We start from the raw sequence: 25141 nt of genomic DNA, 5'->3' as shown, positions 1-25141 counted from the left end.
AACCTCTAATATTGTAGAATATGAAACTATCCGCTACTGAAGAAAACCAGCCTCACAAGCGATTGGATTAACTTTAACAAGCAACTTAAATTTACAACTCACTAAAAAACGATTATTGATGATGACTAAAATCACTTCCCAGTCAACAGCTTTTATACGTAAAGCTATATGCTTTCCGCTATTCGCCGCACTGGCCTTTTGCCTGATTGATTTTCAACTGATGGCACAGGAACCCACTAAATTGAAGCTAAGCTCTCCTCCTACTGTTACTTCAGGTCTAAAATCTCATAAACTGGCTAAGGAAGATGTCAATTATCAGAATGCGACAGTAATGGTTACAGGAAAAAACAGATTACCCACTCCTAAAAAGTATAGCGAATTGGCTGAAGAGGAAAAAAGTAAGCCTATGAAAGTCATGTATTTTGAGAAATCTGCTCCTACACAGGAAATAATTGACAAATGGAAAGAGAGTTCCGAACAGAAAATTATCACAATATAAACCAGGCGATATATCATGCTTTTTTACAAGCAAACTTGCAAAAAATGCGATAGACTATGGGAAACACTATTATCAGATAGATATAATGACCAACGATTATTATGAAAATGTTTATATTAGACATATAAAAGAATCCCCTACATTATTTTTTATTGATAAAAAAGAATAATCAGGTATCTCCTCTCTTCAACCATTTATGATGCGGGGTAGGCTGAAAGTTTGCCATCTTTTGTAGCAGGTCATCGATATTATCTGATACTAATAGCAAATCACAGCTCTCCTGTTTCAGGAACCCTTCTTTCACCATCACTTCTAATTGTTTCAATAAGAAATCATAAAACCCGTTGACATTCAGAATGCCAATGGGTTTTTGGTGTAACCCCAATTGTGCCCAGGTTAATATTTCAAAAAGTTCATCTATACTTCCGAAACCGCCCGGCAAGGTAATAATCCCATCACATAGCTTTTCCATCAAAGCTTTGCGCTCATGCATTGATTCTACCACATGTATTTCGGTTAAACCTCTATGCCCAACCTCCATCTTCACCAGAAAATCCGGAATTACCCCTGTTACTTGCCCGCCATTAGCTAAAACAGCATCAGCAACTACTCCCATTAATCCTACGCTTCCAGCGCCATAGACTAATCTTATATTGTCTTTGGCGAATCTCACTCCCAACGCTTCGGCTGCTTCTTTAAAGGCCGGGTTCTTTCCGAAATTGGCTCCACAATACACTAAAATGCTTTTCATTTGTTCTCTTAAATAGTATTTTTTACTAATAGGTTTGTCTTATAAAAAATAAAACCCAACAAGGTGCTGGGCTTATTTGTTCGCTAAATTTGTCAGGAAAAAAAATCTTTGTTTTTCAATGGCTTTTTTCCTAAAATCTTTTTGAAACAATATGAAATTTGAATCAAGACCTTAGTATAATTTTCTGCAATTTATAGAGTTAGATGTAATAATGCAAGTATTTTTTCAGAAGAGACTCCCCTGTACAACCTGTGGTGTTATCTTAGGTTCGGCTATACGTAAATTATTATCGTTATTCAGTTTTTTTATCCAATATTGTGTCAATTCCGGGGCATATTTATTTTCGCCGCAATGAATAAAAATAAAAATATTCCTCAGCCCTTTTTGTATCCAATCTGTTATTCTGTGGCACCATTCATCTGTTCTTTTATAATCTGTCGGGTGCAACTCATTGCCAACAAAGCGTAGCATCAGGTCGTTGGTCGTAAGCGTCATGTGCAGTACATCTCTTCTGCCGGCAACGTCGGACATAACCGTACCAACCCCCAATTCTTCAAGCATAGTGCAGGTTTCTTTCCATATAGCTTTATTGGCAAACCATTGCTCATGCCGGAACTCTACCGAAACCGGAAAGGCTTCAGGTAAAGACTTTAAATACCTTTCAAGGTTCTTTAATTGCTTCGGTTCAAACATGGGCGAAAGTTGCAGAAAAGTTCTGCCCAAATTATCTCCCAATTGTAATACTGCATTACAAAATTCTTCAGTCAGTGCTTCTGCACCGATTAATTGCCTGTCATGACTGATTGCTTGTGGAAACTTAGGGCAAAACTTAAAACCTTTCACAGCTTCCTCTTTCCAACGGACAATCATGGCAGGTGTAGGAATCTGGTAATGCGTTACATTGAGCTCTATCGTATTGAACTGCCGGGTGTAAAAATGGAGATAGTCTTTTTCCTTAGCGTTGGAAGGGTAAATTTTACCTACCCAGTCTTTCATGGCCCATATCGGAGGGCCAATATATACCTCAAGGGGCTTATTTATGCTTTTCGATAATAGTATTTTGTCAGTAATCGGATTTTCAGGTGGTAATGTAAAATCTACGCCTGAAACGTCCGGCAGTTTTCCGAAATCCATTGGTGTTAATTTTTATAAGACTTTCGTCTAAAGTTATGTGTATTATCGTATATCGCTATTTCTTGATTTTAATTCAGCATATACACTCTGCACTCATGCTGTGGCAACTCAGGTGCCGTATCAAAAAGCAAAGTAAGCGGGTGATTGAATGTTACTTCTTTTAAAACGCTTTCGTCGACTTGATTGTTTGGATCAAGGTTAGCCACAAATACATATTTTGAATGATCTTGCAGTGTCCAGACCATTAGTTTCTGGTTTTCTGATGGAGTTAATAGCCAGCGTACTTCTCTTTCCTTGATTTCATCCCAGATATTTTCTGCTAATGCCCGTAATTGTTCAATCATCGCAAATTGCTCAAAGTTTTTCCCCCAGGTATAAACTCCATGTGTAACCTTATCTACGGCTGCATCGTCCTGAATTTCGAACACATATAATTTAGTATATTCTTCATTTGCTCCACGCTCTAAGTGCAAGTTACGGGTCTCAAATCCAAGGCTCATATAGCTTGGCATATCAGTCAGAAACAAAGCCACAAAAAAACGGAGATGATTGCCTGTCTGATAGAAAATATCAAAACGAGGGTCATCTTTATCTGCTGTAATAAGTGTATAGTTTGGGGCAAACTTCCGGTTTTTCAGCCAATGATTATAGTTAACGATTTTCTGCATGTATTCAGCAGAGCCCACTACTGTCGATTGCAGGTCGCCTAAAGTGGAATCGGCCTCAATAGCTTCCAGATGGTCTAATTCGTCTCCGTAGCCCATAAAATCAGGCTCCACAAGAAAAGTCTCTGCAAAAAAACCGAAATAAGGAACACCTTGTTTCTGAATATATTTCTTAACGGCTCTCAGAGGATCATAATACTCGTCAATTTCTTTTGGTACTCCATCAGACCGAGGTTGTACATGTGCCATATCGCCCCGCATAAAGTCAAAATGGTAGGTCTTCTGGCAATCATACACTTTCTGACAGAAGAAGGTCCAGACAGGTTTATTCGGATTTTTGAAATCTAATTTCCATTGGGCGTTATCATCTTTAGAATGATAAAACTTATACCGCGCCAATGGTCCAAATACCCTCGACATAGCCTGGGGCTCATCGAACTCGTAGGTGTACCAACGATTGCCGTTATTATCTAAAATAAATTCTTCGTGGTTGATATGCAAGCCTCTGTATGGGGGAGCCATAGTCATCGGAAGTGTCTCATAACCCTGATACACAATATCCTGCATCAGTTCTATCCTGCGGCGCAAACGTCCCTGATAATCTGTTTTATGACCGAAAAGAATTTCCAGACGCTGTTCGTCAGTAAGAATCGGAATTTCAGGAGAGAAGAAAACATTTCTCGAATAAGATAGTGGAGAACCATTAGCTGTGCCATGACGATGAAGATATAACCAAATAATTTCTTCTACCTCACGATATAACGTTTCTGAATGGCTTGAAATCCTCCCGCCCACACGTCTTATCCACTCAAAAAAGCGAGGGTTGGCAATCACCATTTCTGAGAATCTATCAGTATGAGGTATCACGTCCATACCCACACTTTTGCCCATTGCATGAAGCACATTTACCACAAAAACCAGCTGTTTCTCAACATTATTTAACTGAGGAATAGCCGAAGCTAACTCGTGGCTGAAAAACTGTGGATTGATATTAAAGCTTGTCATACCGTATAGACTTCCTACAACGCCCGGCTCCCAGACAGGTAGCAGATGAATAGAATTCTGCGATTCCGGAATCGTAAGAGCATATTTAATAACATTAAAGAAGTTTCCAATGGTGCGTACATTAATACCCACCATATTTACCTTTTTTAACCAGTTCCCATTCTGGTAATGACTAACAGGGCTTTGTATGAGCTGATTGGGATCTAAAGCCTTCTGAAGTATTTCAGTTCCTAAACGCCTTTGAAGAATATCCAGAATTTCATACACGTTGAGCTGAACAGCTATTTCAGGCAAGAGGTTTTCAATGTACGACGTCTGATGCGAGGTATATTTGTCTTTATATATATAATGATTCTGACGCCACAAATCGAACATCATAGGCTTGGCAAGTGTATCAGTTGTCATCAGTCAATACTAAATGGGTAATATACAAAGTTATGAAATCGGAACAAATTACAAGAATTTATAGTTTTTTTTTATCAGGCGGCTGAACATAATTACCTGATTTACAAGTTAAAAAGGCAGGGTTGTTGTAGATTTGAGAGCTATATTAAATGTAACATAATAAAAGCGAATCTTTCGGAGTTGACAAGTTATAATTACAGATTTGCATAACAACTTTGGAGAGGTATTGTCATACCTCTCGTTAATTGGAATATTTATTCATTGAATCTTAATTATTCCATCGAAAACAAAATAATTATCATAAGTTCCAACCATTTTGGAAATATCAGGGTCTCTTTGAATAAAAGACCTTTTCAATCCATACAGTTGGATAAAAATTTACCCTTTTCATGCACCGTGAATATGAATTAGTGCAGGCTTGCATTCGGCAAGAACGGATTGCGCAGCGACAGCTCTATGAGATGTTTGCGGGTAAGCTGCTTGTTACTTCTATGCGGTACATGAAAAACAAAGCTGATGCGGAAGATATTTTACAGGATGCGTTTATAAAGATTTATCAAAAGCTACCAACCTTCAGGTTTGACTGCCCATTAGAGGCCTGGCTTAGAAAAATAGTAGTAAATACCGCCTTAAAAGAATTGCAAAACCAACCAAACTGGATGCAACATACCGATAGCGAACTGGTAAGTGATAAGGTAGAAGAGAAAGATTTTACACTATCAAATTTTCAGTTTACTCAATTGATGGAAATGGTAAACAGCTTGCCTGATGGTTGCAGAACCATATTTAATCTTTATGCCATAGAGGGGTATCAGCACAATGAAATAGCAGAACTGTTAGGTATCTCTGAGGGAACATCAAAGTCGCAGTATTCGAGGGCAAGAATACTCTTGCAGCAAAAACTGGGGAATACCGGAAGAAAAGTGGACAATAAAACTCCGGCAAACAAAATTTAAGTTAAACAATCATGATTACGCGGACTTCATACGTTCGTGATACAAACAAATGGAATTTCAAAAACAAAACAATTTTGAAGAAGAATGGAGGAAGGCATTTGATAATGCTTCAGTACCTCCTTCAGATGAATTGTGGGGACGCATTGAATCGGAATTAGATAAGAAAAAGAAGAGAAGTCCTTTTTTATTTTTCCTTAAACCATCTTTTATGGCAACGGGGCTGGCCGCAGCCTTAGCTTTAGTGTTAGGGGGTATTCTATTTTTTAACCGAACAACAAAAACTGATTTAGCACAAGATACTATAAAACCTGCGATAAGCAAAGGTAACCATGCGGCCTCACAGCCAACAATCCCGAATAATATAGAAAAAACACCCGTAGAGCAAGAACTTGTGGCTTCAGATCAAACTTTAGCTTCAGCAAATGACATCAAATCAAAGCAGGCAAAGGCAAATGCTCAATCAGGGTTAGCAAATACAGGAAACATTGTTTCATTAAGCTCCCGCAGTGTTGATAGTAAAGTTAGTAATTTACCTGCTATAGCGATTAATAATCCTGTAGTAGTGAGTAATCGCACTAATATTACTGCTACAAACCAGGATAATGCTGCCAAAGCAGTTATTACACCAACGAACGCAGAATTGTTAACTGATACTAAAGTTACCCTGGCAAATATTGATAATTTAGAGGGAAAAAAATATCGTTATTTTGGTAGCAGATATACTATGAACCGAAATAAACTGGCGTTTGATGCTGAGGCACCCGAAAATACAGAGAATGTTGCACTGGCATCTAACGATTCAAAAGTATGGATAGGTTTGCAGTCAGGAGTTTCGCCGTTTGATCCTAATATGAAATTCAGTAATCTGAACAATCTGGCTTATAGTTCAGCTAATGAATACGCACAGTTGGCTAATGGTTCTGCTGCCAGTCCGGGAGATAAAAATGTACAGGTTTCTCAACCTCAAAATGATATAAAAGCAGGATTAGCTATTAATAGTGGTATAGCAGTAGGGTATAAAATTGCTAAAAAATGGCATATAGAAAGTGGCGTAAGGTATCTGAGAGGTAATTCTACCTTAGAAACTAATACCTATGCCTTTCAGAACAATGGCTATGTGAATACTTTCTTAGGTAATTATTTATTACAAAATTCTGCCAAAGATTACTCTTTAGTAGGGAATAGCAATACGGTTGTGGCGGATGCTTCTAAATTTGGCAACAGATACGAATATCTGATGGTACCCATGCAATTAGGTTATGAAATAGGTATTACCAAGAAATTAGGCCTGAATGTATTAGCAGGTATCTCGACTGACATCTTTTTACAAAACAGTATTTTTACAGACAATGGTCTGGTGAGGAGTAAAAATACGATCAGCAATGATAGCAAGATTTATAAACCTGTCAATTTCAGTGGCTTAGGCGGGCTGAAAGCCAGTTACTTAATTAGTAAACACTGGCAGGCTAATATCGGCACTTCGTATCAGAGAGCCTTGTTCTCAGGCATGAACTCATCGGTAGATCTGAATATGAGATTACAAATGTTTGGAATCAATTACGGCTTTAATTATCGGTTTTAATTAGACGGAAACGCCGGTCCCATTGGGAGAGGCGTTTTTTATTCAATCAATCTTGTTCTTACTCATATACTCCAGGTACTTCACTATCTCTTCTGCTTCATTTGGTTTTATCCCCAGATTCGGCATTTTTACTTCGTTACGATAGCTCTCCGGCTCCTGAATAAAGCCTTTCAAATCTTCTGTTTTCCAATATTCTGTTACACTTTTCGGGAAGTTCAACTCAGGCCCCATTTTACCACCAATTTTATTAATACTATGACAAGTCTGACAACGGCTCTTAAATAATTCATAACCTGCTTTAGCAGATTCTATTTTAGGCACTAAAGCTGCATCGTTCTCGTGCAATGGGGCTAAGTGTATTTTTACTAAATTATAAGGCCACTTATAGTCTACATCGGTAGGTGATACTCCTTCATACACAACATAAAATGGCTCCATTTTTATTTCCTCTCCATTGCTTTTTTTCACTAACGCCCACTCTTTGTCTTTAGGTGCATCAACATCACTCACCGCTAAATAAGCCTTTGACGAAAGTAACTTTTCGAGTGGCATTTCAGGCTTATAGCCGTCTTCGCATTCAAAAACTACTTTAGTTTCAGCAGGATTCTGCTTTTTAGCTGAGGTATAATTTTCTAATATTTCCTTTAATGATATCGCATTGAATCGTTTTTTCTTTAAATACACGGGGTCTTCATTAACTGTAATCACTTTTGTTTTTTCTAACAGGCCTTTTTCTTTCAGCTCTAATAAATCTATAGAAATAGAGTCTGTTGAACTTAATAAGATGGGCTCAGGTTTAGCTACCTGTAATGAGTCGTTCTCGGAAGATTCTGATTGATTACAAGAGAGATAAATAAGAGGTAGTAAGAGAATTAACAAAACCTTTTTCATCGGTCAAAATACGGATAGTTTGGTATCAGAATTTAAAATTAGCTTAAAATATCCGATGGGAAAATCAAATTTGATTTTTTTTATAAAAGCAGTACTTTTAGCGTATAATTTAAAACTTTACCTATGAAGAAAATCACAATCGGGAAAATCCTTTTCCTAAACCTGCTCACGCACCTATCCTTCGCTCAATGGCAAATAACCGCCAGGGACTTCGACCCCTTCAATTATTATGGTGTAACTGTAGCCAATGGAATGGTTGGTATTGTATCTTCACCTGAACCCCTGAAAGTAAAAGATATAGTACTGAATGGAGCTTTTGATACCTACGGCCGTGGTCGGGTTTCTAATATCATGAAAGTGTTTGAATTTGCAAATATGGAGTTGATTGTAGATAATCAGATGATTGATAAGAAAAATATAAGCAATTTTGTTCAGACTTTAGATATGCAGAATGCCCTCTTCACAACTACTTTTGATCTGGGTAACAAGGTGTCTGTTAAGTCTAATGTTCTGGCTCTGCGTCATCTTCCACATTCGGCTATGATTGAGATGGAAATTACTGCCAAACAAGACATTGAAGTTACGCCTATCAGTATTATGCAAACGCCAGATATGCTGAGAGATGTAAACAATTATTATCACCTGATTGACCGCCCTCATTCTTTGATTCCCTTGATGACTTCGGTCGCTAAAACCCCCACAGGCAAACATACTATTGCAGCTTCCAACTCCTTTTTATTTGAAGAAGAGAGAGGCAAAGAGCCACAATTGATACATGAAGAATGGGATAATGGCATGCACCGCATGAAGTTTACCAAGAAACTGAAAGCAGGCGAAACTTATAAGTTTTCGATAGTAGGCTCCGTTATTTCTACCGCTCATGTAACCGACCCACATAATGAAGCTGAACGATTAACGATTTTCGCAGCATTAGAAAAAAGAGAACGCCTGTTGAAAAAACACAAAGAAGCCTGGGCTAAACTCTGGGAATCTGATATTATTATTGAAGGTGACACTGAAGCACAAAGAGCTGCTCATTTTTCGCTATACCATCTTTATTCCTTTTGCAGAGAGGGACAAGCCTATAGTTTATCACCAATGGGCTTGTCGGGTTTAGGTTATAACGGACACGTTTTCTGGGATACCGAAATATGGATGTATCCGCCTTTACTGGTCATGAAGCCAGAATTGGCAAAGTCGCTTTTAGAATATCGCTTTGAACGTTTGGGTGCAGCTAAGGCCAATGCCAAAGAACATGGGTTTCAGGGAGCTATGTTCCCCTGGGAATCCGATGATTCAGGACAGGAGGCCACCCCTGTATGGGCTTTAACAGGGCCATTTCAGCACCATATTACGGGCGATGTAGGTTTTGCGTTCTGGAAATATTATCAGGTTACGAAAGATAAGATATGGCTGAGAGACAGGGGTTATCCAATGCTGAAAGAAGTGGCCGACTTCTGGGTAAGCAGGGTTGAAAAAGGCACTGATGGCAAGTATCATATTATTAATGTGGTATGTGCTGATGAATGGGCTGAGAATGTGGATGATAATGCATATACTAATGGTATGGCCAGAGAAGTATTAGGTTTTGCCAATCAGGCGGCTAAAGAATTAGGCTTACCAGAAAATCTAAGATGGAAAGAAGTACAAGAGGGAATTGTAATACTAAAATTCCCTGACGGCACTACCCGCGAACACGCCAGTTATAATGGCGAGCCTATCAAGCAGGGTGATGTAAATCTGTTGGCCTACCCTATGAAACAGATAACAGATACCAAAACCATTAAAAAGGACTTAGATTTTTACTGGAAAGTGCTGGCCGACAATCTTCCTGGCAGAAGAGGACAAAGCCCTGCTATGGCACATGGCGTTTTTTCCATTCTGAATGCCCGATTAGGGGATACAGAAACAGCTTATAAGCAATATTTAGATAGTTATAAGCCAAATGAAGTACCTCCATTCGGTGTATTAGCTGAAACCGCAGGAGGAACTAATCCTTATTTTGCTACCGGTGCAGGTGGTTTCTTACAGACCTTTATTAATGGATGGGCAGGGTTGGATCTTACTGATGCGGGTATCATTCAGCTAAAGACCAAACTCCCCACCCATTGGAAATCATTAACGATTAAAGGTGTAGGAGTGGAGAAGAAAACTTTTACGGTTAAATAGGGTTTAACAGAAAAAGGGTTTAGTTTTTAAACCCTTTTTCTATAACGGAACCGACAATACTATTAAAGACCCCTAAAGGCAGTAGTTTCCGCAGGGTCAAAAACATGGAAGATTGTGGACTGGCAGGATAGCGCAATTTAAAAGAACTATCGTTAGCGGCCTTAAAAATAGTTTTTGCTACAACCCTACCATCTGGCGCACTTTTATAAGATTCATCCATATTTTTAGTCGTAATCTCTTCATATCTATCGTAATCTTTCAGGCTCTCTTTCTTGAATATATCCATTGATCGACCCAGAAAATCTGTTTTAATAGCACCCGGTTCAATGTTTTTTATTCTGACTCCAAACTGACGCACTTCAAATTGTAAAGACTCTGCCCAGCCCTCTAATGCCCATTTAGTTGCATGATATACGCTATATAGAGGAAAAGTAATTCTACCACCCATTGAACTTACGTTGATGATAGTTCCACCTTTCTTCGCCCTGAAATAAGGTAATATCTGCCGGGTAACATTCATTACCCCAAATACATTGGTATCAAATTGCTTCTGGATTTGCTCTTTAGTAGCCTTTTCAAAAATACCAACAGCACCATACCCGGCATTATTTATGAGTACATCAATTTTTCCGAAATCTTTGATAGCATCCTCTATCGCTTTTGCAATACTTGCTTCATCAGTTACGTCTAATTGATAAAGTTTAATATTAGGTATTTGTTTCAATTCTGTTTCTTTTGCAGGTGTACGCATAGTAGCGGCTACATTCCAGCCATGTTCGGCAAAATACTTTGCTGTGATTTTACCTATACCCGAAGAAGCTCCTGTTATTAAAATGGTTTGCGTATTCATTGTGTTTTAAAATTAATAGTGAATATTTATTCATTTATACATTAAAAAAATAGGCTTTAACTTTTAATACCGTCCCAGATAATACCAAAAATTGTATCCCACTCGATGTCTGAAATACTTTTCCGGGAGTAAAATGCTACTTTCGCTACCGTTTCCAACATTCCGCATATCAGTGTAACTAACAATTCTGGATCCGTTTCTTTCACAATCCCGTGTTGCTGACCTTCTATTATTAAATTATAAAAAGGCTGCATTACCATGTTTTCCTCTGCCAGTACACTCTCTGTTTCATGAAAAAAAGGTGAACGAAAGTATTGTTCGAAAAAAGCTCCGTTTTCAGGATACAAGAGATTATTAATCAGTAAGTTATAGCAAATTTTATTAACTCTCTTTTTGAGTGGTTCACGAGTAGAAATATCCTTTATAACTTCTTCAGAGGATTTTCTCAATAAATATAGATACAGTTTTCTGATCAGTTCTTCTTTATCTTTAAAATAGATATAGAGAGTTCCGGTAGCTACATGAGCTTCTTTGGCAAGGTCTGACATCTTTAATCCGGCCAAGCCGATGCGAGCAATCATTTTTAACGCCGCTTCTAATATCAATAGCTCCTTATTTTCGTCTTTTGCTCTCATCAGTTATAATTTCACTACAAATATAAATGAATAAAAATTCATTTTACAAGAAAATTTTTATTAATTTTTTAAAGCTCATATACGATAGCGCCCGCATGAACAGAGTCGAAGGTATGCTCCCGGAAACTTTGTATAAAGGGATAAATATTACAAATAAATCTACAATGCAATAATAAATTTAAACCTTCCTCTCTCCCACCTCAACTGTCTTGCCATTCTCTAATCTGATAATCTTATCTACACAGGCGGGTATCTCGTCGGGATAATGAGTTACATAGACCAGGGTCTTGTTGAGGGCAATTACCAGTTCATTTACCAGCTCTCTGAAATACACCATGTGGTTATAATCGAGCCCTTGGCAAGGTTCATCTAATAAAAGCAAAGATGGGTTTTTAACCAAGGCTCTTGCCAGAAATACCTGTCTTTGTTCACCCGATGAAAGTTGTATAATCTGCCGGTTAGCTAAATGCTGGATATTTAATAATTTCATGTAGTCTTCAACAATCTCATATTCTTCAGGTGTCAGTTTTTTAAATAACCCTGCCGAATCAAAGAAGCCGGAGGCAACGGCTTTCCAGACTTCGGTATGACGATTGAAATATAAATGTAATTCCGGCGAAACATAGCCTATGCGTTGTTTAATATCCCATATACTTTCGCCAGTTCCCCGCTTCCAGTCAAATAGTTCATAATCATTCTGATAACCTTGTGGATTATCTGCTGTAATCAAACTCAATAATGTACTTTTACCAGAACCATTTGGCCCCATCAATGCCCATTTTTCTTGTTTTTTTACCTGCCAGTTTACCCCATCTAACACATTTTTGTTCTTATATGTAACAACAATGTTGCGCATATTGATGGCATATTCAAACACGTGATCAGGCGGATTGCTTTCTATTTTTTCTAAAATTTCGGGATACAATAATTTCTCCTTTTTTGAACCCTTATCAATAAACTGAAACGGCTTTGTGTAAATCTTTCTTACCTCACCCTCTTTCAGTTCAATTAAGTGCGTAATACATTCAGGTATCTCCCTGGATGAACTTACAATAATAACCTGTATATCTGATTGAGCTACCTGATTGAGTACCTCATGCAAGGTATGGCGACTCTCTGTGTCTAAACCAATGAAAGGATTATCTAATAAAAGAAATTTCGGTTTCTTTAATAACGACAGAGTAATGAGTGTCCGGCGTGTTTCTCCGTTGGACAGCGTAACAATACTACGGCCTAATAAATGATTGATTTTCAGCAGATCTGCTACTTTAGCAATTTCCTCATCTGAAAATTCCGGAGGGGGCAGCTTAACAGATTTCTCGTCAACCGTACCCACAGGCTTGATTCTGTTTTGCAGAATCTCTATAACTGTAGGCGCAATTTCTGCATCCATTGAGTTAAACCGCTGCTGATAGTATTGCGTGGCTGATTGCACAATACGGTTAAAGCTATAATCTTTAGCCACAAAGGCAATCTGCGAATAATGAGGCGTATGTGCAGTACCTTTATAAGGAAAGATCTTTCCGGCTATTACGTCAAGCAAAGTGGTTTTACCTGCCCCATTACCCCCAATAATTGCCCAGTTTTCATTTTCCTTGATTTGCCAGTTAATATTGTGCAGCACCGTGCGGTCGCCCTTTTGTACAGATACTTTGTGTAATTCAATCATTTGGTCAGAGATAGTCTGTACTCACGAGGGCTTTTGCCCTTGAGTTGCTTAAAAGTTTTATTGAAATGCGAAATGTTATTAAAGCCTACCTCAAAACATATATCAGCAATGGAAAGATTTTCAAATAATAATCTGCAAGCCTGATTCACCCGATGCTCATTCACAAAATCAGTATAAGTCAGGTGAGTGATTTTTTTAAAGTAACGGCAAAAAGAAGGTACTGTAAGGTTGATTAAATCAGCAACTACTTCAATAGCTATTGGCTCACGGTAATGGTGTTCTACATATTCATATACCTTATTAATACGATTTTCGTCTTTATGGCTAAAATCAAATAAAGCTTCCGACGAATTAAGTACAGAGTATTCATTAGTGGTGGCAAGGGTCTGAAAGATGTTTAATAGTTCTACCAATCGCTCAAAATGTGAAAGATTCAGCATTTTTTGTAACTTGCTACCTACCAGTTTTTTAGTCTTACCATGAAAAGAGAGTCCTTGCTTCGCTTTCTCGAACAAGTGCTTAATCTGCTGCATTTCGGGGGTATATAAAAAACTTTCTCCTAAAAAATCTTCCCGAAGTTGTACTACTATTTCTTCGTGTTCGCCAATTACACCATACCCAAAGCCTGTATGTGGCAGATTCGGGCCTATAAAAACCAATTCGCCTTCTTCGTAGTTAGTCAGGTGTTTGCCTATATGCAATTTGCCAGACCCTTTACGCACAAAAACGATTTCGTATTCAGGGTGATAGTGCCAGAAGTATCTGTCGTTTTCTGATTTCCAATAAATGAGACGGAAAGAGCTGCCCGTATCGGGGGAGATTTTCTCGTATTCTACTTTCATGCTTTATTATCATTATCAGTAAAACAAATTTATAAAATATGTTAATAAAGTACAAGTATTTGATAATGATGGAATAGTTTATTGTAGAAAAATAGCTGAATTTTGTAACTGCAAAACACTATTATTTAGCCTTTCTTTTGACAAATATACTTTACCTATGATAATTAAATCAGCGAAGCCAAGGCTTCGCTTTTTTATTTTAACAGGTAGTTGTAATCTTTTGTAAAAACTAAGCGGTTGATTATTATGCTTTTGGCAAACTTTCTAAAAACTCAATCAGCTGAACTACGGCTAAACCACGATGGCTGATAGGATTTTTTTCCTCGATACTCATTTCGGCAAAAGTTCGGTCATATCCGTCAGGAACAAAAAGCGGGTCGTATCCAAAGCCATAGGCACCTCGCTTTTCTTGCGTTATACTTCCTCTGATAATTCCATCAAACTGATGAATATCATCACCTAAAATCAATGTAATCACGCATCTGAATTGCGCCCTACGGTCTTCAATCCCTTCCAGGTTTTTAAGAAGCAATTCCATATTCTTTGCATGATTTCCATGCTTTCCAGCATACCGGGCCGAGAAAACACCTGGTTCGCCATTTAACGCATCTACTTCCAGACCCGAATCGTCAGCAATGCTGTTTACTCCAAATCTTTCGCGGACAAAAAGTGCTTTCTGACGGGAGTTACCCTGAAAGGTATTCTCGGTCTCAGGAATCTCGTCATAACAGCCAATATCTGCCAGTGTTTTTAACTGATATTTGTTACCCAACAGGGCTTGCAGTTCTTCTACTTTGTGTTGATTATTCGTTGCGAGGCATAAAATCATGGCTAATGATAGATATTTGTTTGGAACAAGAAAAATGGAAAAAAGAAAAAAATCTATTCGTAGACTGAATGATGGAGAATGAAGAAAGTAAAGATTTGACTTTCTTTATTCTCCTTGTTTATTTCTCCAAAAGGTAAAGCCTTATGCGCCCAGGCCCTCTTTCATTTTCTCAGCATTATCAGCAATGCGAAGTTGTTCGATAAAATCGTCAATGGCGCCGTCCATTACGCTCGGCAGGTTATAGACTGTCAGTCCAATACGGTGATCGGTTACACGGCTTTGTGGGTAGTTATATGTACGAATTTTGTCTGAACGGTCACCGCTGCCAACCAATGTTTTGCGAGCATCGGCAATCATGGCATTGTGTTTAGCCAATTCCATTTCATACAACCTTGAACGCAGTACTGAAAGGGCTTTTTCACGGTTTTTAATCTGTGAACGCTCATCCTGACAAGAAACCACTATCCCTGATGGAATGTGAGTCATACGCACCGCCGAATAGGTAGTATTTACCGACTGCCCACCCGCACCTGATGAGTTAAAAGTATCTACCCGAATATCATTCATATTCAACTGAATATCTACCTCATCAGCTTCCGGCATAGCTGCTACTGATGCCGCAGAGGTATGCACACGTCCCTGAGATTCGGTAGCAGGTACACGTTGTACACGATGCACGCCTGATTCAAATTTTAATTTGCCATACACATCTTCTCCCTCTACCTGCAAAATTATTTCTTTGTATCCTCCAGAAGTACCTTCGTTGTGGTCGAGAAGTGTCATTGTCCAACCTTCTTGTCTTTCAATATAACGCTGATACATTCTGAACAGGTCTCCTGCAAAAATAGAAGCTTCATCTCCACCGGTTCCAGCACGTATCTCCAGGATCACGTTTTTGCTATCATTCGGGTCTTTTGGTATCAGCATCTCTTTCAGAATAGCCTCAGCTTCTTCTTTCTGAGGTGTCAGAATATCCAATTCTTCTTTTGCCATCTCACGCATTTCTTCGTCCTTTTCATTGGCGATAATATCCTTGGCCCCTTCTATATTTGAAAGGATATTCTTGTAGGCATTGAGTTGGCTGACTATCTTCTCAAGGTCTTTATACTCTTTGCTCAATCGTTTAAATTTTGCCATGTCAGATACCACTTCTGGCATCGTAATCTGTTGAGATACCTCTTCAAATCTTTCTCTAATGGCTTCTAACTGCTCTAACATACATTTAACAAATTAAAAAAACTCCCAAGCTTATTACGAAAACAGCTTGGGAGAATTGCCGGATAGGCGCGTTTATTTTTTACATTGTGCAAAAACATTCTGATTCAGCTTGATATAAGCATCATCTCCTGCTTTCTTTGCCAACTCCATCGACTTCTCAGCATTTGGTAAGGCTACCGCACAATTTCCTTGTTTAGCTGCTACACGGGCTACCAACTGATACGCCCAGTATTCTTTGTTTTGTTCGATCACCTTATTGGCCCAAACCAAAGCTTTATCTAAATGAATACCCTTTTGGTAATAATAATCAGCGGCTGCGAAATAGGTATCAATCGTAGCATCTGCCTTTGATGTTTTCTCTTCTATCTCTGCCATGATTTTGTCATTAACCGGTTGCTCTACTCTGAATTTTGCTTCCGTGTTTTCCCACTTAATGGCTATGTCTGAAATAGTCGGGTTGATACCCTCAATATCAATGGCCATTTGTTCTACAAAGCTTTTGCTTTTGGCTGGCTTCACTTTGAAACGATACACATCTTTTTTATCATCATATCCGTAAGAGCCCCATTGCTTATCGTCTGTATTCAGGATAACTGTCCATTCAGTGGCAGTTGGTATTGTATAAAGCCCATAGCTACCTGCTTTTACCGGTGTGCCGTTTATTACCACATCATCATCAAACTTAATTGAGGTGATTTTGTTTGCGCCTGTTCTCCAGACTTTTCCGAAAGGCACTAAATCACCAAAAATTTTACGCCCTTTCACCGACGGGCGGCTATAATCAATTGTAATTTTCGTCAAACCAATCCCTTGCGAAACAGTAGCCGAAGGGCTTACCGGAGGTGTATTGATTTGTGCAAAACTTGAAATGGATATAAAGGTACAAGCTATAAATAGCTTCAGGTTTAAACGTTTCATTGGTTTTTGTCTGTGATATTAGGTTTCGGGTGCGAAGTTAAGATTTATCTTCCGTTGGCGTGTGCTTTTTGGTTAGTTTTTTAGTATTACTACTAAAAATATCTTAAAAGTTGTCCTTTTACAAGCAACAAAACGTTTTGTCCATACCAACAAATTTACACAAATAATACCTTTTAATAGTACAACCAAATCTTTAAATTGCACAATCAATAAAACCTGTTACACTATGTTTAACCTTTCAACCATTTTAGAGCACCATGCTCGTAACTCACCTGCCAAAGAAGCTCTTATTTTTGCTGATAAAAGAATTACCTTCGGTCAATTAGATGCCGTTGCCAATCAGATTGCTAATGGCTTAAAAGCCTTGGGAATCGGGCATGGCGATAAAGTTGCCCTTACCTGTCCAAACCTACCATATTTCCCGATGATTTACTTCGGGATCCTGAAAACAGGTGCTACGGTTGTCCCATTAAGTGTATTATTGAAACGCAATGAAATTGCTTTTCATTTGCAGGATTCTGATGCCAAGGCTTATTTCTGCTTTGTAGGTACACCCGAAATGCCGATGGGACAGGAAGGCCTCGCAGGTTTTGAAATGATTGATACCTGTAAAAATTTCTTTATGATAACCCCTGCTTTTACCGATGCGACTCCTATTGAAGGCACTAAAACTTTAGGTATGCTGATGACCGGGCAATCACCTGTATTTCAAAGCCATTTTACTTCTCCTGACGATACAGCAGTTATTATCTATACCTCCGGCACCACAGGCCGCCCGAAAGGTGCAGAACTAACTCATTCAAACCTTTTTCTGAATGCCTGCCTGAGCAAAGATTTACAGGATTTATCTTATGACGACAAATCTATGTTAGTGCTTCCATTGTTTCATATTTTCGGGCAAACGGTTTGTATGCTGGCAAGTATCTATAAAGGGGCAACCAGTGTACTTGTGCCCCGATTTGATGCTGAAATGGTGCTTACCCTTATGCAGAAAGAAAAAATTACGCATTTTGCAGGCGTACCTACCATGTATTGGGGTTTATTGACTTACGCTGATACTGATAAGTTTGATATGGGGGCTATTAAAAATAATCTCAAGCTTTGTATGTCGGGTGGAGCGGCATTACCTGTACAGGTTTTACGAGACTTTGAACAAAAGTTTGATGTGGCTATTTTAGAGGGTTATGGTATGTCTGAAGGATCGCCGGTAGTAACTTTCAATCAGAAAGACCGCGGCCGCAAACCTGGGTCGGTGGGTACTCCGGTATGGGGTGTCGAGGTTTGTATTATGGATGAAAACGGGAATGAGTTAGGCAACAATGAAAAGGGAGAGATTTGTTATAGAGGACACAATGTTATGAAGGGCTACTATAAACGACCTGATGCCACGGCTGAAACGATTATCAATGGTTGGTTACACTCAGGCGATATAGGTATCAGAGATGATGATGGTTTCTATTTTATTGTTGACCGTACCAAAGATATGATTATCAGGGGGGGATATAATGTATATCCACGTGAAGTTGAAGAGTTGATGATGCAACATCCGGCGGTTTCGATGGTAGCAGTGATTGGTATTCCAAGTGAGGAATACGGTGAAGAAATAAAGGCTTGTGTGGTTCTGAAACCTAATACAACTATCAAAGATAAAGAACTCATTAACTGGACAAAGGAACAGATTGCTTCGTATAAATATCCGAGAGTAATTGAGTTTATGAGCAGCCTGCCAATGGGTGCATCGGGCAAGATATTGAAGCGGGAGTTGAGGTTGAAGTAGGTATTCCTTTGGTGGAGATGTTATGTTTCAAAAACATTCTCTGGAAATTCCAAATTTGTAGAGATTGGGCAATGCATTGTCTCTATTTTTGTACCAGCGGTAACGTTTTTATATTACAGCCAATCAACTTCAAAAACCCAGTAAAACAAAAGGGTCTGGAAGAGGTTTCTTCCAGACCCTTTTGTTTATCAATACAGGAAATCAGTATTTAAACGGTTTTCCACCTGCTAATACCTCTTGCGTTTTCTCATCAAACGTAACTTTCAAACCTGTACGATAAGCAGCGTTCGACATGATCGTAGCAATTGAGTGCGAATAACCGGCTTCAATTGGCGCATGAGGGGTTTTACGGCTACGTACACATTCCATCCAGTTTTTGATGTGTGCAAATGTTAACGGGTCACCGCCTGTATTGGCACCTGATTCTACTTTTGCACCTTCCAGTTTCACGGTTGGCAACAAGTTTGGTTGTAAGCCCATAGCTTTTGCTTCACGCTCACGTAAACCACCTGTGGCAGAGATTTCGTTCGTATCTAAGTTAATCATACCACCGTTTGAGTAGTATAACTCTTTAGTTTCACCTGCTGAGTTTGAGAAACGGGAAGTAAATTGTACCTGGAAGCCAGTCGATTTATCATTTAATGGGCCGTAATCAAATACCACAGTTAGCGTATCTGCATTACTTCTGCCATCTTTCCATTGATAGATACCACCATTGGCAACTACCGAACGTGGATGTGGTAAACCTGAGAACCAGTGTACAGTATCAATCTGGTGGCTCATCCATTGGCCAGGAATACCAGATGAATAAGGCCAGAATAAACGGTACTCTAAGTATTTACGAGGGTCGAACGGAACCATCGGACGGTTCATCAGATAACGTTTCCAATCAACATCCGATTCTTTCAGATCTTTTGTTAATTCCGGTCTTCTCCAACGACCCGGTTGGTTTACATTCCACATTAACTCAACCATCACAATCGGGCCGAATTTGCCAGATTTAATGAAATCTTCTGCAGCAAAATAGTTTTCACCACTTCTGCGCTGTGAACCAATCTGAACGATTTTACCCGATGCTTTTACCGCTTTCAATACTGCACGGTTATCTTCCATTGTTTCAGCCAATGGTTTCTCCGTATAAGTATCACAACCGGCTTTTACGGCCTCTATGGTATGTAAGGCGTGTTGGAAGTCAGCAGTTGAAATGAAAACTGCATCTACCATTTTCGATGCATACAGCTCTTCGTTATTACGGAAAACTTTCACATCGCTACCTAATTGTTTATCTAAAAAGGCTTTTCCTTCTTCACGGCGGCGGTTCCACAAATCAGAAAGGGCAACCATTTCGAAGTTCATTTCTTTTTGCATGGCTTTGAAAGGGCCTACGTGAGAAGCACGGTGGCGGTCAGAGAAACCAACACAGCCCACACGTACACGGTCGTTTGCTCCGATGATTTTGCCATAACTTTTTGCCGAAAAACCAGTGGCTGCAGTAGCCAGAACTGATTTGATAATAAAATCTCTGCGGGTTGTCATAGTTTTATTGGATTGAATATTACTTGCTTGAGTGTTTATTTAAATGAATATAAGACTTAGATTTCTAATGTACTTCTCTACCAAATTACTTATAATTCAGCCCATCACCAAATTTGAATAGTGCATAACCAGGCTCCATAAATCCTGGTACATCTGATTTGTTGTCCTCTGCTGCTTTCTGCGAAACAGGCGTGCTGAAAGGCATTTTTCCGCTTGGATCAAATTTGCCAGTTACAATATCCAAAACAGCATCCTGTGTTGTACTAAAGGTGGCCAGAATCGTTTGGGTCTTCCCTTTATCAATTTCATCAATCACCCACGGATTGGTATAATTAACCACTACTACTGTCGGTTTCGAATTGATTAATTCGTTGATATGCGACACATTGATTTTGTTTTTAGACAAACTCAAATCTATCGGTTTTCCTTGTGAGCTGAACAACCCACCCCCTGTAGGAATAAGCCAGACTAAAACTACATCTGCCTCTTCTTTATTGGCTACAAACTCAAGATTCCATTTATTCTCTTTCGGAATATTTATAGAAACAGGGTTTTGTGCCTGTCCACCGGGAGGGCCTCCTCTTTCGTAATAAGTCTCAAAATAAACCTTTCTCTTTTGTGCGATTGGTAATAACTGAGCATCGTTTCTCAACAACACAATCGATTTACGAAAAGCTATATCGGCCTTTTTCTGAAACTCCGTATTGCCAACCGTTTTTACAGCAAGTTCTGTGTCAACAAATGGATTTTCGAATAAGCCCAGTTCAAATTTTTCTCTTAGCAAGCGGGTAACAGATTCGTTAATTCTTGCTTCAGAAACCAATCCGGTCTTAACGGTTTCGAGTAAAAGAGCCGGGTCAGCACCTCCTGAGAAAATATCGACACCTGCCTCAAGGGCTTTCTGATAGCGTTGTATAATCGTCAGGTTTTCAACACCCCAGGGCATCATATCAATAGGCCCTGTATCTGAATTAATAATACCTTTAAAGCCTAATTTTTTGCGTAATAAATCCTGAATGATTGCCTTATTATAAGAAAACCCAACCTCCTCCATACTCTTATCTTTCGGGGCTGAATAATAAGGCATAATGGCAGAAGTACCTGCATTGATGGCAGCAATAAAAGGTTTTACATGATAATCAAACATACCCCCCGGATAATGCGCATATTTACCCCAGTCAAAGTGTGAATCTTGTCCGCCTATCTGTGGGCCACCACCCGGAAAATGTTTGGTTGTCATGGCTACCGAATTTTTATTCAGTTGTTTGCCTTGAAAACCTAAGACAATCTCACGAATCATGTTCGAAGTTAGGTCAGCATCTTCACCAAAGGTGCCTTCAATACGTTGCCAACGTGGTTCAGTAGCTAAATCAGCCATATACATATAGCCTTTTCTTAAACCTACCGACACCCATTCCTTTGCAGCTATTTCGGCAAACTCACGAGTCAGCTTCAAATCTCTCATGGCTGCCATACCCAATTCGCCAGGCCATTTCGAAAAAACTGTAGTGCCCACACTTAATCCGATAGAAGCATCAATCGTTATATGATTACGCGGGTTAGAGGCCACAATAGCAGGAATACCCAAGCGTGAACTTTCACACAAAGCTTGCAAATTATTCGACCACTCGGCCATCGTTCTGGCATTCGTATTCGCTCGGAGAATAAAATGACGAAGATGAAAATTTGTTACACCCTTTGTTGTTCCTGCTGCTGACATCATCGGTACAGGCAATGGCTTTCGGGTAAACATATTGATGGGTTGCATCAAATCTTCTTCATTGAACCCATTTGAAATCTCTGCTCTTGCAGCACCAGCCTGAAAAGAATTGTCTCCTGCGAGGCGCGTGGTGCTGATAATCATAAAACCTATTTTTTCCTCAAGAGTCATCTGAGAAATAAGGTCTTTTATTCTTTCGTCATTCGGCAACCGCCAGTCTTCGTATTTATCAAGTTTACCGTTTTTATTCAGATCTTTAAAGTCTAAACCAGCTATTTTCAGAATTTTAGCCGAACGATAACCTAAATCTGCCTGCTTAACTTTTTGAGCAAAACCATTACTAAACCCTACCACCAGTAGTATGATAGAAAGATATTTTGATTTCATATCATTGTTTAGTTTAGATGATTATTTCAACTCTCTGATCTTCAGATTCTTAAACGAAACATTATTGCCATGATCCTGCAACAGAATGTGACCTTTATCGCCTGCTCCAAAGTTATTATACTTCGCATATTTACTTCGGGCTACTAAAGCGTTAAAAATATTACTTTTTCTTTCGTATTCTAATACTTTAAAGCCATTCAACCAGTGTTGAACGATATTATTCGGGTAAACTACGAGGCGTGCCTGATTCCAGTCGCCAATCTTACGCTGGAAACGTTTATCCAGTTTATAAGATGGTATCAGGTCATATAAACTCGCCAGTGTACGGTTGCCTACTACACCCATTTTTGCATCAGGGTGACGTTCGTCGTCCAATACCTGAAATTCAAGCCCTATGCCTGATTTTCCGCCTGAATCAAAATCTTCGTTCACGAAGTATTTTAAACCCGAATTAGCTCCTTCGGTTAGTTTAAACTCAAAAGTCAGTTCAAAAGCCCCGAATTGCTCATCTGTTACAATATCATTGCCCGTTTCAGAACCATCTGATGGGCTTATGTTAATTGTACCATCAGTTACACTCCAACGCTTTCCGGGCATAGTAGTCTGGTGTACCCCTCTCCAGCCCGTGAAATCCTTTCCGTTGAAAAGCATTTTAAAACCCTGTGCCTTTTCTTGTGGTGATAAGTTATTCAATAACAGGTTTACTACGGGCGTATTATCAACAGGGCTTGGTTTCAGATTATCTGTCTGGATTCTGATATTTCTCCAACGAATCTGTTTACCCGGTGTATCATTCTTGCCAATAGCGTGTACTTGCAGGGCAATAAAGCCGCTTGGTGTTACATCATCAACCAGATAGGCTACGGGTACGCCATTTACCCAGGTGCGGATAATATTGCCGATAGCTTCGATGCGATACTTATTCCATTCGCCTTTCTTAAAGGCTTTTTTACCCTCCGGGTTAGCATTCGGAATATACAGCCAATCGCGGCGGGCTTCATCATAAATGCCGCCCGACCATGCCCGGTCTGATGGGTCAATTTCCATCTGATAGCCATGCACACGGCCATCTTTGTAATCAGATTTTGACAAACTACGGAATTGTATGCCTGAATTCATCGAATTATCGACTTTCAGCTCCAATTCGAGGATGAAATCGCCATAATCTTTCTCAGTAGCCAGAAAAGAGTTAGGGGTGTCTGATACTGTGGTACCTACTATTTCGCCGTTTTCAATGGTATATTTGGCTTTACCGTTTAGTTGTTTCCAGCCTTTCAGATCTTTTCCATTAAAAAGTGAAGTCCATTTCTGTGCTGCAGCCGTGTAGAAAACTGACTGAACAACCAGAAAAACAATTAGTATTTTTTTCATTCAGGTATGAATAGGATTGAATAATTTTTATTCAAAATTACAATTTATACACTTATCTGTCTAATACCTATCTGTCTAAAAATTCCTAAAATTTGATAAACATTCTGCCTGTTCCTATAAAATTTTCTGATGAATTTAATAGTTAACGATATTTACTTTCAAAGCGTATTGATTTATTATGAAAACTCGTTTGCTGATTCTGAAACCCAAATTAAAGTCTTGACTAAAGCTCAGACAATGGGAGTAATCCACGGCCTTCCTTCAGGCCGTGGCAATTGATTCAATGAGCAAACTTGAAAAGTCTGGCTAAAGTCTTAGTGATTCCGGCTTCTCCTTCAATTGATGAAGCTGACCTACAGGTTCTGCCGATTAAAAGTAGTGCTCAGGAATTATGCTGCAATCAGGAGAATTTAATATTTATTGATTCCAGATACTTTTTGCTGGTCTGGCCGCTCTCGAGGGCTGTTCTTCCTTTTACAGGCACCGAATCTAATTCTATTACATTCCAGCCTTTGAATTTAATCTTTTCTAATGCTTTAAAAATAGCCGGAAAATCGACACGCCCCTGCCCCAACTCTACAAACTGATACCCTGATTTGCTTTCGGCAGGCTTCGTATCTTTGATATGTGTAGCATACAGAATATCTTTATATTTAATAACGGCATCAGCTGCATTTCCGCCTCCTTGTGTATAGTGAGCCACATCAAGTTCCAGCTTAATATAGTTGGTATCCATGCTTGTAGCGACAATTTCAACCTCCTCTGGTGTTTCGCCCAATTGGTGCATATGATTGTGCCATGCCGGTTGAACACCCGTTTCTCCTATTATTTGTTTAGAGATTTCCGACATATTCTTTGCATATTTCTTCAATTCTTCTGTTGTCGGCATCCTGTCTTTCGGACGTGAATTATTGGTTATCTGTAATGATTTTCCTCCTAAGGCTTTTATGAAACGTGCGTGGTTGAGATGTGTTTCCAGATCTTTAGAAATATCATCACTTATACCTACGTTTCCGCTTGAGAACATAGCTAAAGTAAGGCCGTTCTGGTCTAAAATATCTTTTAAGTCTTGTGGCTTATCTTTGAAAGGTGCGTAGGTGTTTGCTCTTAACTGTATTCCTTTGAAGCCTAAAGCGGCAATGTCTTTGATAGCTACGAGGTCGTTACCATTCCAGGTAATAGCCGAATATGCCATTTTATGTTTAACTTTTGCAGCGGCCAAACTTTCAAACGAAATGAGTGAAGATGCAGTCAGTAGCGACGCCTGAGCGAGGAAGTCTCTGCGGTTCATGGGGTTGATTATGTTTATTATGAATAAATGTTGAATTACTA

The 25141-nt window shown here is 39.1% G+C and carries 21 protein-coding genes; 6 read left to right on the top strand and 15 right to left on the bottom strand.

What is annotated here, in order from left to right:
• The first annotated feature begins 118 nt into the window (after positions 1–118).
• The gene (locus H1R81_RS15605) at positions 119–499 is read left to right on the top strand and encodes a hypothetical protein (RefSeq protein ID WP_181841669.1); all 381 of its coding nucleotides are present in this window, start codon (positions 119–121) and stop codon (positions 497–499) included.
• A 169-nt stretch (positions 500–668) separates the two neighbouring features.
• On the opposite strand, the gene H1R81_RS15600 is transcribed toward H1R81_RS15605, so the two are convergent.
• The 3 genes from H1R81_RS15600 to H1R81_RS15590 form a co-directional block, all read right to left on the bottom strand.
• Positions 669–1250, bottom strand: coding sequence for a TIGR00730 family Rossman fold protein (locus tag H1R81_RS15600; RefSeq protein ID WP_181841668.1), 582 nt, complete (start codon positions 1248–1250; stop codon positions 669–671).
• Positions 1251–1475: 225 nt separating this feature from the next.
• Positions 1476–2384, bottom strand: a complete 909-nt coding sequence (locus H1R81_RS15595; RefSeq protein ID WP_181841667.1) for a DUF72 domain-containing protein — start codon at positions 2382–2384, stop codon at positions 1476–1478.
• 68 nt (positions 2385–2452) lie between these two features.
• A complete protein-coding gene (locus H1R81_RS15590) occupies positions 2453–4459 on the bottom strand; it encodes a hypothetical protein (protein WP_181841666.1) in 2007 nt (668 codons plus the stop codon).
• Between the two features lie 389 nt (positions 4460–4848).
• On the opposite strand from H1R81_RS15590, the gene H1R81_RS15585 reads away from it, so the two are divergent.
• Complete coding sequence (locus H1R81_RS15585) at positions 4849–5415, top strand: RNA polymerase sigma factor (RefSeq protein ID WP_181841665.1); 567 nt, start codon at positions 4849–4851, stop codon at positions 5413–5415.
• 49 nt (positions 5416–5464) lie between these two features.
• Positions 5465–6997 (top strand): hypothetical protein, encoded by a 1533-nt coding sequence (locus H1R81_RS15580; protein WP_181841664.1) that lies wholly within the window; start codon positions 5465–5467, stop codon positions 6995–6997.
• A gap of 42 nt (positions 6998–7039) precedes the next feature.
• On the opposite strand, the gene H1R81_RS15575 is transcribed toward H1R81_RS15580, so the two are convergent.
• Complete coding sequence (locus tag H1R81_RS15575; RefSeq protein ID WP_181841663.1) at positions 7040–7888, bottom strand: cytochrome c family protein; 849 nt, start codon at positions 7886–7888, stop codon at positions 7040–7042.
• A gap of 123 nt (positions 7889–8011) precedes the next feature.
• On the opposite strand from H1R81_RS15575, the gene H1R81_RS15570 reads away from it, so the two are divergent.
• Positions 8012–10057: a glycoside hydrolase family 65 protein gene (locus tag H1R81_RS15570; RefSeq protein WP_181841662.1), complete on the top strand. Its 2046-nt coding sequence runs from the start codon at positions 8012–8014 to the stop codon at positions 10055–10057.
• A 19-nt stretch (positions 10058–10076) separates the two neighbouring features.
• Here the strand turns inward: H1R81_RS15570 and H1R81_RS15565 are convergent, their stop codons facing one another.
• The 7 genes from H1R81_RS15565 to H1R81_RS15535 all read right to left on the bottom strand — a co-directional run bounded on the left by H1R81_RS15565 (position 10077) and on the right by H1R81_RS15535 (position 17018).
• A complete protein-coding gene (locus H1R81_RS15565) occupies positions 10077–10907 on the bottom strand; it encodes an SDR family oxidoreductase (protein ID WP_181841661.1) in 831 nt (276 codons plus the stop codon).
• 56 nt (positions 10908–10963) lie between these two features.
• Positions 10964–11542, bottom strand: a complete 579-nt coding sequence (locus tag H1R81_RS15560; RefSeq protein WP_181841660.1) for a TetR/AcrR family transcriptional regulator — start codon at positions 11540–11542, stop codon at positions 10964–10966.
• A 178-nt stretch (positions 11543–11720) separates the two neighbouring features.
• Complete coding sequence (locus H1R81_RS15555) at positions 11721–13211, bottom strand: ATP-binding cassette domain-containing protein (RefSeq protein ID WP_181841659.1); 1491 nt, start codon at positions 13209–13211, stop codon at positions 11721–11723.
• Positions 13208–14053: an AraC family transcriptional regulator gene (locus H1R81_RS15550; RefSeq protein WP_181841658.1), complete on the bottom strand. Its 846-nt coding sequence runs from the start codon at positions 14051–14053 to the stop codon at positions 13208–13210. Before H1R81_RS15550 ends, H1R81_RS15555 begins: the two co-directional genes overlap by 4 nt.
• A gap of 244 nt (positions 14054–14297) precedes the next feature.
• Positions 14298–14882 carry an RdgB/HAM1 family non-canonical purine NTP pyrophosphatase gene (gene rdgB, locus H1R81_RS15545; RefSeq protein ID WP_181841657.1) on the bottom strand — a complete coding sequence of 195 codons (585 nt, stop codon included), beginning with the start codon at positions 14880–14882 and terminating at the stop codon, positions 14298–14300.
• Positions 14883–15023: 141 nt separating this feature from the next.
• Positions 15024–16100 (bottom strand): peptide chain release factor 1, encoded by a 1077-nt coding sequence (prfA, locus tag H1R81_RS15540; protein ID WP_181841656.1) that lies wholly within the window; start codon positions 16098–16100, stop codon positions 15024–15026.
• 72 nt (positions 16101–16172) lie between these two features.
• Positions 16173–17018 (bottom strand): DUF2911 domain-containing protein, encoded by an 846-nt coding sequence (locus H1R81_RS15535; RefSeq protein WP_181841655.1) that lies wholly within the window; start codon positions 17016–17018, stop codon positions 16173–16175.
• Between the two features lie 226 nt (positions 17019–17244).
• On the opposite strand from H1R81_RS15535, the gene H1R81_RS15530 reads away from it, so the two are divergent.
• A complete protein-coding gene (locus H1R81_RS15530; RefSeq protein WP_181841654.1) occupies positions 17245–18795 on the top strand; it encodes a long-chain fatty acid--CoA ligase in 1551 nt (516 codons plus the stop codon).
• Positions 18796–18996: 201 nt separating this feature from the next.
• Here H1R81_RS15530 and H1R81_RS15525 read toward each other — a convergent pair whose 3' ends face one another.
• The 3 genes from H1R81_RS15525 to H1R81_RS15515 form a co-directional block, all read right to left on the bottom strand.
• Complete coding sequence (locus H1R81_RS15525) at positions 18997–20331, bottom strand: Gfo/Idh/MocA family protein (protein WP_181841653.1); 1335 nt, start codon at positions 20329–20331, stop codon at positions 18997–18999.
• Positions 20332–20416: 85 nt separating this feature from the next.
• Positions 20417–22438 (bottom strand): glycoside hydrolase family 3 N-terminal domain-containing protein, encoded by a 2022-nt coding sequence (locus tag H1R81_RS15520; RefSeq protein WP_181841652.1) that lies wholly within the window; start codon positions 22436–22438, stop codon positions 20417–20419.
• Positions 22439–22459: 21 nt separating this feature from the next.
• On the bottom strand, positions 22460–23809 hold the full coding sequence (locus tag H1R81_RS15515; RefSeq protein WP_181841651.1) for a DUF1080 domain-containing protein: 1350 nt from the start codon (positions 23807–23809) through the stop codon (positions 22460–22462).
• 129 nt (positions 23810–23938) lie between these two features.
• Here H1R81_RS15515 and H1R81_RS15510 point away from each other — a divergent pair, with 129 nt between their 5' ends.
• Complete coding sequence (locus tag H1R81_RS15510; RefSeq protein WP_181841650.1) at positions 23939–24088, top strand: hypothetical protein; 150 nt, start codon at positions 23939–23941, stop codon at positions 24086–24088.
• Between the two features lie 121 nt (positions 24089–24209).
• Here H1R81_RS15510 and H1R81_RS15505 read toward each other — a convergent pair whose 3' ends face one another.
• Positions 24210–25100, bottom strand: a complete 891-nt coding sequence (locus tag H1R81_RS15505) for a sugar phosphate isomerase/epimerase (RefSeq protein ID WP_181841649.1) — start codon at positions 25098–25100, stop codon at positions 24210–24212.
• Between the last annotated feature and the right edge of the window lie 41 nt (positions 25101–25141).

The organism is Emticicia sp. BO119, from assembly GCF_013912375.1.
Lineage (GTDB): Bacteria > Bacteroidota > Bacteroidia > Cytophagales > Spirosomataceae > Emticicia.
Note: the sequence above shows the minus strand (reverse complement) of the source record. Positions and strands in the feature narration are given on the sequence as shown.

Excerpts from the sequence above, each read along its gene's own strand:
- prfA (WP_181841656.1), bottom strand. The coding sequence starts at position 16,100 with ATGTTAGAGCAGTTAGAAGCCATTAGAGAAAGATTTGAAGAGGTATCT.
- H1R81_RS15600 (WP_181841668.1), bottom strand. The coding sequence starts at position 1,250 with ATGAAAAGCATTTTAGTGTATTGTGGAGCCAATTTCGGAAAGAACCCG.
- rdgB (WP_181841657.1), bottom strand. The coding sequence starts at position 14,882 with ATGATTTTATGCCTCGCAACGAATAATCAACACAAAGTAGAAGAACTG.
- H1R81_RS15595 (WP_181841667.1), bottom strand. The coding sequence starts at position 2,384 with ATGGATTTCGGAAAACTGCCGGACGTTTCAGGCGTAGATTTTACATTA.
- H1R81_RS15535 (WP_181841655.1), bottom strand. The coding sequence starts at position 17,018 with ATGAAACGTTTAAACCTGAAGCTATTTATAGCTTGTACCTTTATATCC.
- H1R81_RS15520 (WP_181841652.1), bottom strand. The coding sequence starts at position 22,438 with ATGAAATCAAAATATCTTTCTATCATACTACTGGTGGTAGGGTTTAGT.
- H1R81_RS15605 (WP_181841669.1), top strand. The coding sequence starts at position 119 with ATGATGACTAAAATCACTTCCCAGTCAACAGCTTTTATACGTAAAGCT.
- H1R81_RS15590 (WP_181841666.1), bottom strand. The coding sequence starts at position 4,459 with ATGACAACTGATACACTTGCCAAGCCTATGATGTTCGATTTGTGGCGT.
- H1R81_RS15510 (WP_181841650.1), top strand. The coding sequence starts at position 23,939 with ATGAATTTAATAGTTAACGATATTTACTTTCAAAGCGTATTGATTTAT.
- H1R81_RS15505 (WP_181841649.1), bottom strand. The coding sequence starts at position 25,100 with ATGAACCGCAGAGACTTCCTCGCTCAGGCGTCGCTACTGACTGCATCT.
- H1R81_RS15530 (WP_181841654.1), top strand. The coding sequence starts at position 17,245 with ATGTTTAACCTTTCAACCATTTTAGAGCACCATGCTCGTAACTCACCT.
- H1R81_RS15550 (WP_181841658.1), bottom strand. The coding sequence starts at position 14,053 with ATGAAAGTAGAATACGAGAAAATCTCCCCCGATACGGGCAGCTCTTTC.
- H1R81_RS15565 (WP_181841661.1), bottom strand. The coding sequence starts at position 10,907 with ATGAATACGCAAACCATTTTAATAACAGGAGCTTCTTCGGGTATAGGT.
- H1R81_RS15585 (WP_181841665.1), top strand. The coding sequence starts at position 4,849 with ATGCACCGTGAATATGAATTAGTGCAGGCTTGCATTCGGCAAGAACGG.
- H1R81_RS15575 (WP_181841663.1), bottom strand. The coding sequence starts at position 7,888 with ATGAAAAAGGTTTTGTTAATTCTCTTACTACCTCTTATTTATCTCTCT.
- H1R81_RS15570 (WP_181841662.1), top strand. The coding sequence starts at position 8,012 with ATGAAGAAAATCACAATCGGGAAAATCCTTTTCCTAAACCTGCTCACG.
- H1R81_RS15515 (WP_181841651.1), bottom strand. The coding sequence starts at position 23,809 with ATGAAAAAAATACTAATTGTTTTTCTGGTTGTTCAGTCAGTTTTCTAC.
- H1R81_RS15560 (WP_181841660.1), bottom strand. The coding sequence starts at position 11,542 with ATGAGAGCAAAAGACGAAAATAAGGAGCTATTGATATTAGAAGCGGCG.
- H1R81_RS15580 (WP_181841664.1), top strand. The coding sequence starts at position 5,465 with ATGGAATTTCAAAAACAAAACAATTTTGAAGAAGAATGGAGGAAGGCA.
- H1R81_RS15525 (WP_181841653.1), bottom strand. The coding sequence starts at position 20,331 with ATGACAACCCGCAGAGATTTTATTATCAAATCAGTTCTGGCTACTGCA.
- H1R81_RS15555 (WP_181841659.1), bottom strand. The coding sequence starts at position 13,211 with ATGATTGAATTACACAAAGTATCTGTACAAAAGGGCGACCGCACGGTG.